This is a genomic window from Chryseobacterium vaccae, from assembly GCF_009602705.1.
Taxonomy (GTDB): Bacteria; Bacteroidota; Bacteroidia; order Flavobacteriales; family Weeksellaceae; genus Chryseobacterium; species Chryseobacterium vaccae.
In genome coordinates this window covers 3,415,303-3,431,100 of the sequence record NZ_VSWH01000001.1, presented here as the reverse complement: position 1 = coordinate 3,431,100, position 15,798 = coordinate 3,415,303, and the positions used below count along the sequence as shown (strand labels likewise).

The window sequence follows — 15,798 nt, the reverse complement described above, 5'->3', positions numbered from 1 at the left end:
TAATGTTCTTCAAAACAAAATATTTATCGTATTTTTCAGTAAAATAAACCATAATGATCTATCCGGTATTAGAAACTGAAAGACTTATCTTAAGGCAGCTTACTCCTGATGATGCAGAAGATCTGTTTGAATACTTTTCTCTTAATGAAGTAATGGAATATTATGACCTGGCTCCTTTTAAAACCATAGAAGACGCTCAGAATATCATCACTCATTTCAATGGTGAATTCGAGAAGGGAAAGGGATTCCGCTGGGCATTGGAGCTTAAATCTGAAAAGAGAGTCATCGGAACCTGCGGATATCACAACTGGCACAAAGAACATTATAAAGCTGAGATTGGATATGAGCTGAATCCAAAATTCTGGCGAAACTCATATATGAAAGAAGCTGTTCTTCCTATTTTAACCTTTGGATTTGAAACCCTACAGCTTCACCGGGTAGATGCCTTCATCGATCCTGCCAATATTGCCTCTGAAAAACTTTTAAAATCTCTTAACTTTAAAGAAGAAGGTTTTCTCCGCGATTTCTTCTTTGAGAAAGGAAAGTTTGTGGATGCCAAAATTTTCGGATTGATTAATGAGTAAGGAAGAGGGAAGTTTTTGAAACCAGAAAAACAAAAGTACTTTTTCTTCAAATTTTCCCTATCTGATATTTAAAATCTATTGCTGCTCAAAAATAATGTTGAGAACAAATCAGAGCTTCCATCCTCCCTTTTCCTTCTTCCTGTCTAAAAAACTATTTCCCTGTTTTTAAATGTTTCTCCAACGCCTCCGAGCTTTTCTCATAGGCCCATTTCTGCTTATAGTTCACCCACTTTTCCTTAAACAGTTTACGCAGAATCTTATCTGTGTAACGCATGATAAAAACGTGGTACAGCATATTGGCAAAAACTTTCGGCTTGTTGGGAAGTGCTCTTAGTGAAAGGGAAAAACCCGGTTCAAGATAACGGTTGAAGTGCCAGAATGCTCCCGGAATAAAAAGGGCATCTCCGTGCTCCATAAAAATTTCATAGCCCTTGGCGTATTTCAATGCAGGGAATTTCTCGTAATCCGGATTTTCGTAATCCAGATCATAAATGGTATGAACAGATAATGGGACTTTATACAGGAAAGGAGACTGCTTTTGATCAAACAGCAGAATTCTCTTTTTTCCTTCAAAATGAATATGCATAAAATCACCCAGATCTACATCATAATGCATCAGAACGTGAGCTTCACTGCCTCCGAAAAACAATGTGGGAAGCCTTTTAAAAAACTTCATCCCCAGATCCGGATAAGTAAAGTTTTTCAGCAGTTCCGGAAGGCGGTCTGTGATAATGTAGAAAAAAATACGAAGGTCGGAGGGTTTGCTTTTAATAGTATCAATATACTCCTTCATTTTCATATGTGTTACCGGAGCGTCTGAACTTTTAGAGGCATCAGCCGGTCTATTATCATATAAAGGAACTTCCTGATCACCTGCTTTTTCACGGATATAGGCAAGATTCCATTTATCGAAAGCATCCCAGCGGCTTGCAAAATTTTTAATCAGAAGCGGCTTCTGCTTCCTGAAATAGTTGTTCTGAAAGTCTTCTTTGCTGATATCGTTAACAACATCTACATTTTCGAGGATCATTTTATTTTTCTGTTATTTAATGTGAAATAAAAATAGTGTTTTTTTAAAATCTGCAGAAACTTAAAGCTAATATTCGTTATCATTTTCCATCAATGACTTTCTCTTATCCTTGAAAACTATAGAATTTATGGGAGCTGAAAGATTATTTACCGAGACATTAAAAAAAATTTATGCCAAAGACACAAAATATTTTTAAAACAGGATGTCTCGTACGGAAAACAGATAAAATGAAAAAAAATTATATTTGTAATACCAAGTAAATTTATGAGAGTCTACAACACCAAACATTTCCTGAAAATCCTTTTCAGCTTACATAAAAGTGACACTTTAAAAATTCTGTTTCCTAGTATGGTTCTTGTAGGGTTATATTCCTGGGGAATTCAGTATTTAGAAGTTGAATATTTCCATTTGACGTCCAAATCCGCTGTCAGCAATGTAGGAATGATTCATTCTTTACTGGGATTTGTGTTGTCTCTTTTACTCGTTTTCAGAACTAACACGGCTTATGACCGATGGTGGGAAGGGAGAAAACTTTGGGGAAAATTAGTGAACGACACCAGAAACTTTGCCATAAAGATCAATACCATTCTTGGGGATAACCGCCAGGATGCAGAACAGATTTCACGATATTTAAAATATTTTCCTCACTTTTTAGCCAAGCACCTTTCCAAAGAATCTACGAGACTGGCTTTGGATGAAGATTATTCTGAAATTGAAAAATCACTTAAAAATCACGGGCCAAGTGAAATTATCATCCTTTTAAGCCATAAGCTGAACCAGTTGAAAAAAGAAGGTAAAATTTCAGAAATTGAAATGCTTTATCTGGACACCCAATTATCCGGCTTTCTGGAAGTATGCGGAGGATGTGAGAGAATTAAAAACACTCCTATTCCTTACTCTTATTCTTCTTTCATTAAGAAGTTCATTATCCTTTATGTATTTGCGCTTCCTATTGCTTATGTAATTACCATCGGGCTTTTCATGATCCCTCTTACCGTTTTTGTATATTACGTGCTGATGAGCCTTGAACTTATTGCAGAAGAGATTGAAGATCCTTTTAATAATGATGAAAATGATATTCCAATGGAAACATTAGCTCAGAATATCGAAAAAAATGTTCATCAGATCATGAGCAAAAAATAAGGAATCAGCCTTAAAGGTTGATTTCTTTGAGTTCTCCGTCCTGTTTTATTTCTACAAATTTACTCTCCCTGTTGGCGGCTGAGTAGCCATAGAAAAAAGTCTGATAAATTGGTGAAGAATACATATACCCTCCCATTCCGTTATAGGTATCTGTTCTTCCCGTCTGTTCCTGATAGCTGGCTGTTGCTGTGAAATTAACGATGGTTTCAAGATAATATTTCCCGGGTTTCAGTTTTTCAAATTTAAAACGTCCGTGATCATCCGTTAAGGCTTCAATTTTATATTTGAAGGCTTCTTCAGACATGTAAACCGTAGTTTTTTTGTTTTCATACTTCTTCCTCATGTTATAGAACTCTTCAAAATAAGGTGTTACAGGAAAAAGCATCACAACGGTTCCTTTGGGAGCATAATGTTTTGTTCCGAATACGGGTTTGATTCCCCAGTTATTTTTTTGTTTAGTGGAAGCAACCCCTTCTATGGTGGAATTTCCGAAGCTGAGCATATCACGGGCTATCTTTTTATCAAAAAAAACCTGCGGAAAATAGGTGTTTTGTGCCTTCATAAAAATAAAACCCAATACCAACAACAGTAAAACGGATATTTTTTTCATACTAATATTTTAAATCAAATATAACTATTTTGCTATTTTTGAAATAAAAAAATCTATGAAATACATTTTTCTGCTATTGATCTCTACTTCAACGTGGGTTATAGCACAAAAACCCTGTGGATTTAAAGACGGTTTACAGGATGGTTCCTGCAAAGATTTTTATGAAAACGGACAGGTAAAGCAGGTCGTGGAATGGAAAAAAGGTAAAATAGACGGAGACGCTGTATATTACTATGAGAACGGAAAAGTAAAGGCGAAAGGTGAAAACAAGAAAGGCTATAAGTCTAAAGAATGGACTTATTATAACCAAAACGGCGTTCTTGCCTCCAAAGAATATTTCAGAAATGGTGAAAAAAACATCTATGACGATAATTCTACAGCTACTTTCTACTCTCCGAACGGAAAAATAAATGAAGTCTCCAATTATAAATTCGGGAAACTGGATGGCGAGAGCAAGCTCTATCATGAAGACGGAAAATCTGTAAAACAGATTGGGTTCTATGAAAAAGGTCTGGCCCAGGGGAAATGGAAGGTTTATTATCCTTCGGGAAAGCTCCAGCGGGAAACGGAACTGGTCAACGACAAACGCCATGGAAACAGAATTCATTACCGTGAAGACGGAAGCATTGAAAAAACAGAAGTCTATAAAGACGGACAATTAATCTCTACAAAATAAAACATTGGTACAAAAATTAAAACTGGAAGAACTTAACAGAATTGATGTGGAAACGTTTAAAAAAGTTAAGAAAATTCCACTCGTTATTATCTTAGACAACATCAGAAGTATGCACAATGTAGGTGCGGCTTTCAGAACAGCGGATGCATTTCTTATTGAAAAAATTATTCTCTGTGGTATTACCCCTCAGCCTCCTCACCGTGAGATTCACAAAGCAGCACTGGGAGCTACAGAAAGTGTAGATTGGGGCCATGAAAGTGACATCAACACAGCGATCAGCGACTATAAAGCCCAGGGATATGAGATTATTGGCATTGAACAGACCTCCGACAGCAGAATGATTACTGATTTCAGCATCGACCCATCAAAGAAATATGCCCTGATCTTAGGGAATGAAGTGGAGGGAATCAGCGATGAAGCACTTCCGAATATTGATACTTTCCTTGAAATTCCTCAGCTGGGAACCAAACATTCTCTTAATGTAAGCGTATGCGGCGGAATCGTGATGTGGGAATTTGCAAAAGCCCTAAAATAAAAAAACTGCATATGTCCTTAGTAGACAGTGCAGTTTGAAATAAATCTAATAAAAAGTAAAAATGAAAGGCGACAAAGGTACCTTTTTTTTCTTTACAAACAAATTTTAATTTCATTTTTTTTATTTTTCCAGAAAAAAAGTTTTGTTTTCAGAAATTATTTCATTTAATTTTTTATAAATTAGCACAATGTTTATCAAGGACTATATCTCAAAGGACTTTCCGTGTTTTAGCCTGACTGACTCAATTGAATCAGCAAGAGATACATTAGAAGATTTTGGATATTCTCATGTTTTCATCAAAAAATCCCATCACTTCTACGGAGCTATCGCCAAAGATTTCCTGTATGAAGCCAATGGAGTTCTGAAAGATCTTGAACACCAGCTTGAACGATTTACGATTCTGGAGGATAGTAATCTGATGGACAGCATCCGTTTGTTCCATACCTTCAACGCTAATGTTATTCCGGTGATCAACAAAAATGAAAAATACCAGGGCTACATTACCAGTGAAGATATTTTTCAGGACCTGTCCCGTTATCCCCTGTTTTCTGAAAGCGGTGCTATCCTTACGATAGAAACCCCTGCAAGAAAGTATTCGATGACGGAAATCGCCAATATTGTAGAAAGCAATAATTCGAAATTTTACGGTGGATTTATCAGTTTTATATCGGATGAAGTCATTCATGTGACCATCAAGATCAGCCATGAAAATTTATCCTCGATAGACTCCACTTTTGACCGGTACGATTATAGAATCGTTGAAAAATTTTATTCTGATGAAAAATCAGATCTGTTTAAAAACCGGTTCGGATTTTTCCAAAAATTTATAGAAATCTAACATGAAGGCTGCCATATACTCCCAGAAAAAAGACCTCGATACTTTTTTATATTTAAGCAAGTTCATTTCTGAGCTTGAAAACAGAGGTGTAAAATCTGTTCTGTACGATGAAATGGCTGAGGCCCTTCAGTTTTCGAAGATATTTGAAACCTTCAACAATAAGCAGGATCTTCTGGATAAGAAAGTAGACCTGTTTTTTACTTTCGGAGGCGACGGAACCATTGTGAACTCGCTTACTTTCATTGAAGATCTTGAAATTCCGATTGTGGGAGTAAATACCGGGAGATTAGGATTTCTGGCAAGCTTTACCAAAGAAGAAGCATTCAAAGAGCTGGATGCCATTTTAAAAGGAGATGTTAAAACAAGCCGGCGTGCGGTTATTCAGGTTGTTTCACCAACATCTGATGATTTTTTCCCATATGCTCTGAATGACGTTACCGTTTCGAGAAAAGAAACCACCTCTATGATTACTGTAGACTCTTATATTAATGATGAGTTTCTGAATGTTTTCTGGGGTGACGGGGTTATTGTTTCTACCCCTACAGGTTCTACCGCTTATTCTTTAAGCTGTGGCGGCCCGATCATTTCCCCGAATAACGAGAATTTCGTCATCACTCCTATTGCCCCTCACAATCTGAATGTGAGACCTTTAGTTGTGAATGACAGGGTGGAGATCAAATTTAAAGTAGAAAGCAGAGTTCCTCAATATTCCCTTTCTTTGGATTCCAGGCTGATTCATATTGAAACTGATAAAGAAATTATCATCAAAAAGGCGGATTTCCAGATCCTTCTGGTACAGCCTAACCATTTAAGCTTCTACGAAACGATCCGTCAGAAGCTGCTTTGGGGCAGGGACAAAAGAAATTAGTAATTCCTCAAAAATGATTACCTTTACAGGAATTTAAAAACGCCTAATAATAAAAATAAAAAGTAAAACATGAGCAGAATTTTTCCGGCAGGAGTTGCCACAGGTCAGTTAGTTACCGACATTTTTCAGTACGCTAAAGAAAACAAATTTGCACTGCCTGCAGTAAACGTAATTGGTTCTAGCAACGTAAACGCTACGATGGAAACTGCAGCAAAATTAAATTCACCTGTTATTATCCAGTTTTCAAACGGAGGCGCTGCCTTCAACGCAGGGAAAGGATTAAGCAATGACGGACAGAAAGCTGCTATCTTAGGAGCAATTGCCGGAGCAAAGCATATTCACACTTTAGCAGAAGCTTACGGAGCAACTGTAATTTTACATACAGACCACTGTGCCAAGAAATTATTACCTTGGATTGACGGACTAATGGATGCTAATGAAGAATTCTTCAAACAAACCGGAAAATCTCTTTATTCATCCCACATGCTTGATCTTTCTGAAGAATCTTTAGAAGAGAACTTAGACATTTCAGTTCAATATTTTGAAAGAATGGCTAAACTTCAGATGACTCTTGAAGTAGAGATCGGAGTAACAGGAGGTGAAGAAGACGGTGTTGACAATTCAGACGTAGACAATTCAAAACTATACACACAGCCGGAAGATATCGCTTATACTTACGAAAAACTAAAAGCGATTTCTGATAACTTTACCATCGCTGCTGCTTTTGGTAACGTACACGGAGTTTACAAGCCAGGAAATGTGGTTCTTACACCAAAAATCCTTGACAACTCTCAGAAATATGTTCAGGAGAAATTCGGAACAGCAGACAAGCCGATCAATTTCGTATTCCACGGAGGTTCTGGTTCTACATTAGAAGAAATCAGAGAAGCGATCGACTACGGAGTGATCAAAATGAACATTGATACTGACCTTCAGTTTGCTTATACAGAAGGGGTTAGAGATTATATGGTAAACAACATCGATTACCTGAGATCACAAATCGGAAACCCTGAAGGAGAAGAAAAACCTAACAAGAAATTCTACGACCCGAGAGTATGGGTTAGAAAAGGTGAGGAAACTTTCTCTACAAGACTGGTAAAAGCGTTTGAAGATTTAAATAACGTAAATACTTTAAAATAAGAACTGTACATTTGTATTAATGTAAAAACATCCATCAGGACACGTTTACATTAATACATTTTACATTTATACATTAATACTAATATAAAATGGCATTCGACTGGTTTAAAAGAAAAGCAAAAAACATTACCACCTCTACTGATGAAAAAAAGGATGTTCCTAAAGGCCTATGGCACCAGACTCCATCAGGAAAAATAGTGGAACATGATGAACTGAAGAGAAATAATTACGTTTCTCCTGAAGACGGATTTCATGTAAGAATAGGAAGTGCAGAATTTTTTGAGATCCTTTTTGACGAAGGTAAGTTCACAGAACTGGATGCCAATGTTGAAAGTATTGATATCCTGAACTTCAAAGATACAAAGCCTTATAAAGACCGTTTAAAGGAAGTAAAAGCCAAAACAAAGCTTACTGACTCTATCCGAAATGCAGTAGGAACCGTAAAAGGAACCGAAATGGTGGTTTCATGTATGGATTTCGCTTTCATTGGAGGATCTTTAGGTTCTGTAATGGGTGAAAAGATCAGAAGGGCGGTAGATTATTGTATCGCTAACAAACTTCCGTATATGATCATTTGTCAGTCCGGAGGAGCGAGAATGCAGGAAGCAACGTATTCCCTGATGCAGCTTGCTAAAGTTCAGGCTAAATTGGCCCAGCTTTCAGAAGCCGGACTTTTATACATCGCTTATCTGTGTGACCCTACTTTTGGAGGGATTACCGCTTCTTTCGCCATGACGGCAGACATTATTATGGCTGAGCCGGGTGCACTGATCGGTTTTGCAGGTCCTAGAGTAATCCGTGAAACCATCGGAAGAGACCTTCCGGAAGGCTTCCAGACCTCTGAATTCCTGCAGGAAAAAGGATTTGTAGACTTCATTGTTAAAAGAACAGAAATTCAGGATACTGTAGCAAAAACAGTTAATTTATTAGCCGTAAAAGCATAGTATCTGTAACAAAAACAATACAATCTCTCTCTAATTGGGGAGAGATTTTTATTTATGAGGACTTTTAAGATATTTTTTAATACCATCCGAAGTATGAGCTTTAAAAAGATTATGCGTCTTTTATCGCTTATCCTTCCTCATCCTCTTTTTGCTTTACTAAGCTTTCATGCAACGGTAAAGGCTTTTGCCATCGCGCAGAAAAAATTTCCCGAAACCGCCTCTAATAACGGAATTGGAAACTCTTTCAGACACGCACTATGGTGTTGTTTCATCATGATGTACTGCTGTAAGGTTTCTTCTCCTGAAAAAGCACTGGATTTCTGTAAAAGAATGACCGATATGCATGAAGAACTCTTTCCCAATAAGCCTTTAGAAACCAAAATGGATCTTCATAACAACAAAATCGGTATGGATTATTTTATGGAACTCCTTCCGGGAATTCACCGTCAGTTTTTTGAAAAAAGTTTTTTTATAGATGGCCTAGTTAAAAAAATGGATGAGGCCAAAGTCCTGAAGAACCTTGATGATGATTTTGAAGGACATCTTGTCTACCTGGAAGAGTAAATTACTTTATTTTCACGCATAGAATACGCAAAAAAATCTATAAAACTCTAACGGGTATCACATTAAAACAGATGATTTTCAAAAACTTAAAAGCATTCCTCAACAGAATCCTATTAACTTTATAGAAACATGACTCTTTAAATCTTCTGGGGTCTTTTGCGGTTTAAAGTATTTTTAATAAGTTTAATCAATTAAATCAATCAGATGGTTCTCAGCAGAATTTGGTCGGCTTTTATTATTATTGCCATTGCCATTGCCAGTATAAAATACATTTCATCCAGTCACTACAAGACCATTTTCAACGATATGGTGGTGGGAAAAGGTGGTGATACGGTTCAGATTGCCGCTCAGCCAATGAACAGCCTCTCTCCTATTGTTAAGGACAGCCTGATGAAAAAAAATGATTTTGCAGACAGCAGAATTCATTATAAAACAGATTCTTTAAAACAAAATGTAAAAGTTTACCGCGTTCAGGAAGCAGATGGTGTGATCGGAACCTCCGAAACAGCCGTAAAGATCTGTATTGGATTGATTGGAATTATGACATTATTCATGGGGTTCATGAGTATTGCTGAAAAAGCTGGCGGAATTAACCTTTTAAGCCGTTTTATTCAGCCTTTTTTCTCCAAATTATTCCCCGACATTCCTAAAAACCATCCGGCTTTCGGGCATATGCTGATGAATTTCAGTGCCAACCTTCTCGGTCTGGACAACGCTGCAACTCCTTTCGGCCTTAAAGCGATGGAAAGTCTTCAGACTTTAAACCCGAATAAAGATACCGCCAGTAATTCACAGATCATGTTTCTGTGTCTCCATGCGGGCGGAATGACGCTGATTCCGGTTTCCATTATTGCGATCAGAGCATCAATGGGATCCAAAACCCCGACAGATATTTTCCTTCCGTGTATGATCGCTACTTTTGCCGCAACAATGGCTGCGATGATTATTGTATCCTTGTATCAGAAGATCAACCTTCTTCGTCCGATAGTGATTGCTTATGTAGGTGGAATTTCTGCTATAATCGGGCTTCTCGTGCTCTATCTGGTTCGTTTAAGCAAAGATGAACTGGATGATTTCAGTAAAGTACTCAGCAACGGTCTTATTTTGTTTATTTTCCTTGCGATCGTATTAGGAGCTGTTTATAAAAAGATCAATGTTTTTGATGCGTTTATTGAAGGAGCCAAAGAAGGTTTCACCACCTGTGTGAAGATCATCCCTTATCTGGTAGGAATGCTGATCGCGATTTCATTACTCAGAACTTCCGGTGTTTTTGATGTAATCATCGACGGAATGAAATGGGTAGCGAATACCGCCGGTTTCGATCCAAGATTCGTAGACGGACTTCCTACAGCTCTGATCAAACCTTTATCCGGTTCGGGAGCCAGAGGAATGATGGTAGATACTATGGCCACTTTTGGGGCAGACAGCTTCCAGGGTAAACTGGCAGCCGTGCTTCAGGGAAGCTCAGATACGACGTTTTATGTGATTGCCGTATATTTTGGAGCCGTAGCTGTAAAGAACACGAGATACACCGTAATTGCTATGCTTCTGGCCGATTTGGTTGGAGTTATTACATCGATTGCATTGGCTTATCTGTTTTTTGCTTGATGAGTTATTAAAAACAGGAACAATATAAACTTTTAGGAGGAAAAATAAATAACTTTATAAAATACGTTCAATTAAACTGGCGAACATAACCAGTAACCAGCAACAAATAAAAACATCATGATTACAGATAAAGAATTCACATTAAGACTGATCCGCCAGTTAACTCAGGCATTGGAAAAACTGATTTTGGATAAACCGGAAGAAAGCCTGATGCAGAAAGAGCTTGATTTCGATACGCTGATGAGAGATATTTTCAAAATGAGTTTTACTGAGGTTTCTTCGATGACTAAAGAAGAAATGATCGCTCTTGTCAACGAAAGACAGGAAAGAGATCGCAAAGACTACTACGAAATGCTGGGAAACCTTTTCTATTTTAAAGGAAAACAAGATCAGAACAATGATTTTCTGGATAAGGCCCAAACGTTTTATGAGCTCTATCTTCAGACCAGCGGCATTTTTGCCCTTCCGGTCATCAACAGAATTAATGAAATAAAAAAAGCACTTGAATAAAGTGCTTTTGTATTTTTAGAATGTAATTTTATACGTTCCGGTGGAAGATGTGCTTGCTTTTTCAGCTTTCACATATTTTTTAACCCACGCTACAGAAGTGGAAGAAACACAAGGATCTGAAACTCCTCCTGCTCTTCTCGCAGACACTACATTTCCGGCTTTATCTACAGTGTAGGCAATGGTAATGGAACCGCTGGCTGTACAACTGTGTGAAGGCTGTGCACCTCCTCTTCCCATTGTTCCGGGAATGTAGCCCGTCAGTTTTCGGTCTATTCCTACTTTGCTGTCTCCATTTCCGTCTCCTCCTAAAGGATCTCCTGCATTACCTATTCCTTCTCCTGTTCCCTGACTTCCGGCTTTCGTTCCTCTTCCTCTGATCAGGTTTCCAATAGCTGCATTTCCTTTGCCATCTCCGGTTCCTGTTTTAGAATTGGCTGTTGCAGCCCCTGCTTTTTTAGTAGCCTTTGAAGAACTTGAGCTGGCAGAAGCTTTATTATCAGCCTTCTTAGATTCTTCTTTTTTAGGAACTGCTACTTTGGAATTGTTTCCGGTGATGATCTTCTCCTTAACCTCTCTCTTTTTCGGTTCAGGTGCAGGCTCTGGTTTCACAACTGTTTTTGTCTCAGGAACAGGCGTTTCTACAGGCTCCGGAGTTACGTCTTCTGTTGCAGCAGCCAGGCTTCCCGGTTGATCGGCAGGTTCTTCAATTCCGTTACCGTTTCTGTTATCCCCAAAGTTGACAAGCATAGTGGTAACCACTTCCGGTTGCTGCTCCAGATCGGGTTTCAGTTTATATAAAAAAACAAAAAGAAGGACAGCAGCCCATATCAGAACAGAAAGCAATGCGCTTTTTATCCGGTCGCGGTTTTCTTCGTTTTTGTTTACAGTATAACTTCTCATTTTACAATATATTCCGCCGGTATTCCGGCTTTATTATTTGTCTTTAACGGTTGCAATAGCTACATTAAATTTATGCTTTTCAGCAATTTCCATTGCAAATACAAAATCTTTGTGAAGCGTATTTTCATCAGCTCTTATCGTGAAGGATTTATTGGTCTGACCTGTTAATTTACTAACAATGATCTGCTCCAGCTGGTCTTTTGTTACCGGATTATCGTCTACATAATAAGATCCGTCCGGTTTTATGCTCACGGTAAGAGGATTGGGAATATTATCCTCAACAGCTCCCGCTTTGGGCAGCTTTACATCAATAGCACTCTGATTGGCTGCTGATGACGTGATCATAAAGAATATCAGCATCAGCAAGATCACATCGGTCATCGCTGCCAAGCTGAATTCGGGGTTAGCTTTATTTCTTCTCTGAATTTTCATACAACAGAATTATAAAGGTTTGTTGATAAGGTCTAAAAATTCACCTGACATATTCTGAGCCTTCAATACAAATTTATCAATTCTTGTCAAAAGGATATTGTAGAAAAAGTTAGCAGGAATTGCTACAGCCAAACCTACCGCCGTCTGCCCTAATGCAGTATAAATACCTTCAGATAGTGTTTTTGGTGAGAAAGAACCGGTTGCATGAGAAAGATTGAAGAAAGCAATAATCATCCCGATTACTGTTCCTAAAAGCCCCAGCATTGGTGCAATACTCGGCACAACAGCCAGAAGGTTAAGATTCTTTTCCATATTGGCCACTTCTACCTGCGCCTGAGATTCCATAGCGCTTACAATATCAGAAACCGGACGTCCCAATCTCGAAATTCCTTTTTCCAGGATTCTTCCTTCAGGGGAGTTCTGTCTTTTACAGTAATCAGCTGCAGATTCTATCTTTCCTTCTTTGATAAAATCTTCAATATTATCCATAAAATTGGAATCTGTTTTTGAGGTTAGCCTTTTAATAAAGAAGAAACGTTCAAAAAACAGGTATAGAGAAAATACACCCAGAGCCAAAACGGTTACCATCACTATTTTAGCGAAAGCTCCTCCGTGGAACATGATCTTCCAAAATGAAAATTCTAAATCGTCTGTTGCAACTGCAGGTGCAGTAATTTGTGCAAATAAAATCTGAGTAAGTTCCGTTAACAGCATTAATGTGAATTTTTATAAAAGTTTTAACGACAAATGTAGTGGAATATTATGAATTGCTTTCTTAAAAAATGCTTAAAAACAACTTAAATTTGTTATAATACATCAACAGCAAATTTCTTTCCAAAAGAGTTTTTGAAAAGAAATCTGGTATAAAATAAGGATAACTGAAGTGCTTAGTCTTCGTCTACTTCAATGTCGTCCTGCTTAAATTCGCATTTTAATCGGAATGGGATCGGCTGATCAGATCCGGTATAGAAATCATCAATGGTTCCCTTCCAGATGACCTGAAGTTCTCCTTCTTCGTTTTTCTCGAAAAGAAGCTCGTTATCATAAATAAAGGCTTCTTCATCGTCGAAAAGATCTACCTCAGTGTAGGTGTCTTCTTCGGAATCATTGATCATAATGGTCTTTCCTTCTATTTCTGCTGATTCAATCGGAAAATCGAAAACCTCAAGTGAAAGCTGTGGAAAGTTGTACTGCAGTGAATCATCGTCTACATGATCCAGTCCGTCATCCGTGATCACTTCAACCTCTAGAAAGTGCTGCTGGTTGCTGTATACCGCTTTACAATAAGTATTTCTGATATTGTATTTTAGGGTCTCGTCCGGATGGTAAATTTTTAAAATCCCTTTCATTATTTCTTAAAAAAGAGCTGTAATAATATGATTGTTAAACGTTTTAGACAAAGATAAAAAATTGATCTTAAGTTGAAAATATTTTGAAAATTATTTTTTTAAATCATTCATCAATTATTCTGTATATCGCAATAATACTTACTTTTGTTTCCTAAAGATTTTGAAAATGAAAAACATTTTATCAAAAAGCATTTTAGGATTGGGACTGATGATAGGACTTGCTTCGTGCAAAAAATCAGATTCACCCCTGACAAAAGTGACCCCGACCAATCTGGACTCTATTGCAGCCAATTATTATGAACAGGCTCTTAAATTATATCCTCTGGAGGCTACCTCTCAGGGAGATCTGCGATATAATGACCAGCTTCCGATCAACATCGACAAAGATTTTATCTCTGGTGAGATCGCTTTTTATAATTCAGTGCAAAAGCAGCTGGAAAGTGTAGATTATAAAGGTCTTTCGGATGAAGATAAAGTGGTATATGATGTGCTGGATTATACTTTAAAAGATAAAACCGAAGCTTATGCTTATCATCCTGAATATATTCCTTTTACACAGTTTGGCGGACTGCCTCTAACTTTTCCTCTCTATGGAAGCGGTGAAGGAAGCCAGCCATTTAAAACAGAAAAGGATTACAGCGACTGGATGAAAAGAATGGAAAAATTCCCTGAGTGGATGAATACTGCCACGGAAAATTTCCGTGAAGGGATCAGCAATAAGATTGTGCTTCCTAAAAAACTGGTGGTAAAAATGATTCCTCAAATGAAAGCTGAGGAGATCACCACTTCCGATATGGAAAAAAATATTTTCTACGGACCGATCAGAAAGTTCCCGAAAAACTTTACCAGAGAGCAGAAAGATAAGTTCAGTGCACAGTATAAAGAAATCATCACCAAAAAGATCATTCCTGCCTATACCAAAATGGGAACTTTCCTGGAGAAAGAATATCTTCCGAAAGCGAGGGATACCGATGGCTATAACAGTCTTCCTAACGGAAATGAGATTTACAGGTATTATGCAAAAAGCTGGACTACCACCAAGAAAAGTCCTGAAGAAATCAACAAAATCGGGCTACAGCAGGTGGCTATGCTCCGTGCTGAAATGGAAAAGGTAAAACAACAGTTAGGATTTACAGGATCTCTGGAAGAATTCATCAATTTTGTAAAAACAGATCCAAAAGCAATGCCTTATAAAACGTCTAAGGAAGTTCTGGACGGATTCAACGGTATTTTGACGAAGATTACGCCGAAGCTGAAAACCATGTTCAGTGTCACACCAAAAACGAAATTTGAAATCAGACAGACCGAGAAATTCAGAGAAGCCAGTGCCAGTGCAGAATATATCCAGGGAACTCCGGATGGAAAAAGACCGGGAATATTTTATATGCCGCTTCCTGATCCTTCAAAATTCAATGTAACTTCAGGAATGGAATCCCTTTTCCTTCATGAAGCTATTCCGGGGCACCATTATCAGGTTTCTCTGCAGCAGGAAAACACAAAGCTTCCCAAATTCATGAGATTTGGTTGGTTTGGAGCTTACGGTGAAGGCTGGGCTCATTATTGTGAAACTCTGGGACCTGAATTCGGTCTATACACCGATCCTTACCAGAAAATGGGCTATTTAAGTGATCAGATGCTGAGAGCGGTAAGACTTGTTGTAGATACAGGAATCCATACGGGAACGATGACGAGAGAAGAAGCCATCAAATATTTCCTAAGCAATATCTCTTATGACGAAGCCAGCGCAACCGCTGAAGTGGAAAGATATATGGCAATGCCGGGACAGGCTCTGGGCTACAAAATCGGCTCACTAAAGATCCGTGAACTGAGAGATAAGTATCAGAAAGAGCTGGGTACAAAATTCAGTCTGGCAAGCTTCCATGATGAGGTATTAAGCCAGGGATGCCTTCCGCTGGATGTATTAGACAGAAAAATGAAGCTCTGGGCTAAGAAACAGAAATAAAAAATAATAAGAAAATGGGACATTGATGATGATCCCATTTTTTTATGTTTTGTTTAAATGAATGCTCAAATTTTATAATTTTAACAGCAAGTATTTAAAGGAAA

The 15,798-nt window shown here is 37.9% G+C and carries 18 protein-coding genes; 12 read left to right on the top strand and 6 right to left on the bottom strand.

Annotated features, from left to right (window positions below):
• The first annotated feature begins 53 nt into the window (after nucleotides 1-53).
• On the top strand, nucleotides 54-584 hold the full coding sequence (locus tag FW768_RS15645; RefSeq protein WP_153396974.1) for a GNAT family N-acetyltransferase: 531 nt from the start codon (nucleotides 54-56) through the stop codon (nucleotides 582-584).
• Nucleotides 585-735: 151 nt separating this feature from the next.
• Here FW768_RS15645 and FW768_RS15640 read toward each other — a convergent pair whose 3' ends face one another.
• Nucleotides 736-1,614 carry a cupin-like domain-containing protein gene (locus FW768_RS15640; protein WP_153396972.1) on the bottom strand — a complete coding sequence of 293 codons (879 nt, stop codon included), beginning with the start codon at nucleotides 1,612-1,614 and terminating at the stop codon, nucleotides 736-738.
• A 264-nt stretch (nucleotides 1,615-1,878) separates the two neighbouring features.
• Between FW768_RS15640 and FW768_RS15635 the strand changes: the two genes are divergently transcribed.
• Complete coding sequence (locus tag FW768_RS15635; protein WP_153396970.1) at nucleotides 1,879-2,757, top strand: bestrophin family protein; 879 nt, start codon at nucleotides 1,879-1,881, stop codon at nucleotides 2,755-2,757.
• A 10-nt stretch (nucleotides 2,758-2,767) separates the two neighbouring features.
• On the opposite strand, the gene FW768_RS15630 is transcribed toward FW768_RS15635, so the two are convergent.
• Nucleotides 2,768-3,367: a hypothetical protein gene (locus FW768_RS15630; RefSeq protein WP_153396968.1), complete on the bottom strand. Its 600-nt coding sequence runs from the start codon at nucleotides 3,365-3,367 to the stop codon at nucleotides 2,768-2,770.
• A gap of 55 nt (nucleotides 3,368-3,422) precedes the next feature.
• On the opposite strand from FW768_RS15630, the gene FW768_RS15625 reads away from it, so the two are divergent.
• From FW768_RS15625 to FW768_RS15585, 9 genes are all read left to right on the top strand, one after another.
• Nucleotides 3,423-4,043: a toxin-antitoxin system YwqK family antitoxin gene (locus tag FW768_RS15625; protein WP_153396966.1), complete on the top strand. Its 621-nt coding sequence runs from the start codon at nucleotides 3,423-3,425 to the stop codon at nucleotides 4,041-4,043.
• A gap of 4 nt (nucleotides 4,044-4,047) precedes the next feature.
• Entirely contained in the window at nucleotides 4,048-4,578 is a 531-nt protein-coding gene (locus tag FW768_RS15620) for an RNA methyltransferase (protein ID WP_153396964.1), read from the top strand.
• Between the two features lie 187 nt (nucleotides 4,579-4,765).
• On the top strand, nucleotides 4,766-5,416 hold the full coding sequence (locus tag FW768_RS15615) for a CBS domain-containing protein (RefSeq protein WP_153396962.1): 651 nt from the start codon (nucleotides 4,766-4,768) through the stop codon (nucleotides 5,414-5,416).
• A 1-nt stretch (nucleotide 5,417) separates the two neighbouring features.
• Nucleotides 5,418-6,284 carry an NAD kinase gene (locus tag FW768_RS15610; protein ID WP_153396960.1) on the top strand — a complete coding sequence of 289 codons (867 nt, stop codon included), beginning with the start codon at nucleotides 5,418-5,420 and terminating at the stop codon, nucleotides 6,282-6,284.
• A 69-nt stretch (nucleotides 6,285-6,353) separates the two neighbouring features.
• Nucleotides 6,354-7,424 (top strand): class II fructose-bisphosphate aldolase, encoded by a 1,071-nt coding sequence (gene fbaA / locus FW768_RS15605; RefSeq protein ID WP_153396959.1) that lies wholly within the window; start codon nucleotides 6,354-6,356, stop codon nucleotides 7,422-7,424.
• An 89-nt stretch (nucleotides 7,425-7,513) separates the two neighbouring features.
• Nucleotides 7,514-8,368, top strand: a complete 855-nt coding sequence (gene accD, locus FW768_RS15600) for an acetyl-CoA carboxylase, carboxyltransferase subunit beta (protein WP_153396957.1) — start codon at nucleotides 7,514-7,516, stop codon at nucleotides 8,366-8,368.
• A gap of 54 nt (nucleotides 8,369-8,422) precedes the next feature.
• On the top strand, nucleotides 8,423-8,932 hold the full coding sequence (locus tag FW768_RS15595; RefSeq protein WP_153396955.1) for a DUF6973 domain-containing protein: 510 nt from the start codon (nucleotides 8,423-8,425) through the stop codon (nucleotides 8,930-8,932).
• Between the two features lie 204 nt (nucleotides 8,933-9,136).
• Nucleotides 9,137-10,540 (top strand): nucleoside recognition domain-containing protein, encoded by a 1,404-nt coding sequence (locus tag FW768_RS15590; RefSeq protein ID WP_153396953.1) that lies wholly within the window; start codon nucleotides 9,137-9,139, stop codon nucleotides 10,538-10,540.
• 117 nt (nucleotides 10,541-10,657) lie between these two features.
• Nucleotides 10,658-11,050 (top strand): hypothetical protein, encoded by a 393-nt coding sequence (locus FW768_RS15585; RefSeq protein ID WP_153396951.1) that lies wholly within the window; start codon nucleotides 10,658-10,660, stop codon nucleotides 11,048-11,050.
• Between the two features lie 15 nt (nucleotides 11,051-11,065).
• Here FW768_RS15585 and FW768_RS15580 read toward each other — a convergent pair whose 3' ends face one another.
• The 4 genes from FW768_RS15580 to FW768_RS15565 all read right to left on the bottom strand — a co-directional run bounded on the left by FW768_RS15580 (nucleotide 11,066) and on the right by FW768_RS15565 (nucleotide 13,731).
• Nucleotides 11,066-11,950, bottom strand: coding sequence for an energy transducer TonB (locus FW768_RS15580; RefSeq protein WP_153396949.1), 885 nt, complete (start codon nucleotides 11,948-11,950; stop codon nucleotides 11,066-11,068).
• 33 nt (nucleotides 11,951-11,983) lie between these two features.
• A complete protein-coding gene (locus tag FW768_RS15575; protein WP_153396947.1) occupies nucleotides 11,984-12,382 on the bottom strand; it encodes an ExbD/TolR family protein in 399 nt (132 codons plus the stop codon).
• 9 nt (nucleotides 12,383-12,391) lie between these two features.
• Nucleotides 12,392-13,096: a MotA/TolQ/ExbB proton channel family protein gene (locus tag FW768_RS15570; protein ID WP_153396945.1), complete on the bottom strand. Its 705-nt coding sequence runs from the start codon at nucleotides 13,094-13,096 to the stop codon at nucleotides 12,392-12,394.
• 173 nt (nucleotides 13,097-13,269) lie between these two features.
• Nucleotides 13,270-13,731 (bottom strand): hypothetical protein, encoded by a 462-nt coding sequence (locus FW768_RS15565; RefSeq protein WP_153396943.1) that lies wholly within the window; start codon nucleotides 13,729-13,731, stop codon nucleotides 13,270-13,272.
• Between the two features lie 166 nt (nucleotides 13,732-13,897).
• On the opposite strand from FW768_RS15565, the gene FW768_RS15560 reads away from it, so the two are divergent.
• On the top strand, nucleotides 13,898-15,694 hold the full coding sequence (locus FW768_RS15560; RefSeq protein ID WP_153396941.1) for a DUF885 domain-containing protein: 1,797 nt from the start codon (nucleotides 13,898-13,900) through the stop codon (nucleotides 15,692-15,694).
• The last annotated feature ends 104 nt before the right edge of the window (nucleotides 15,695-15,798 follow it).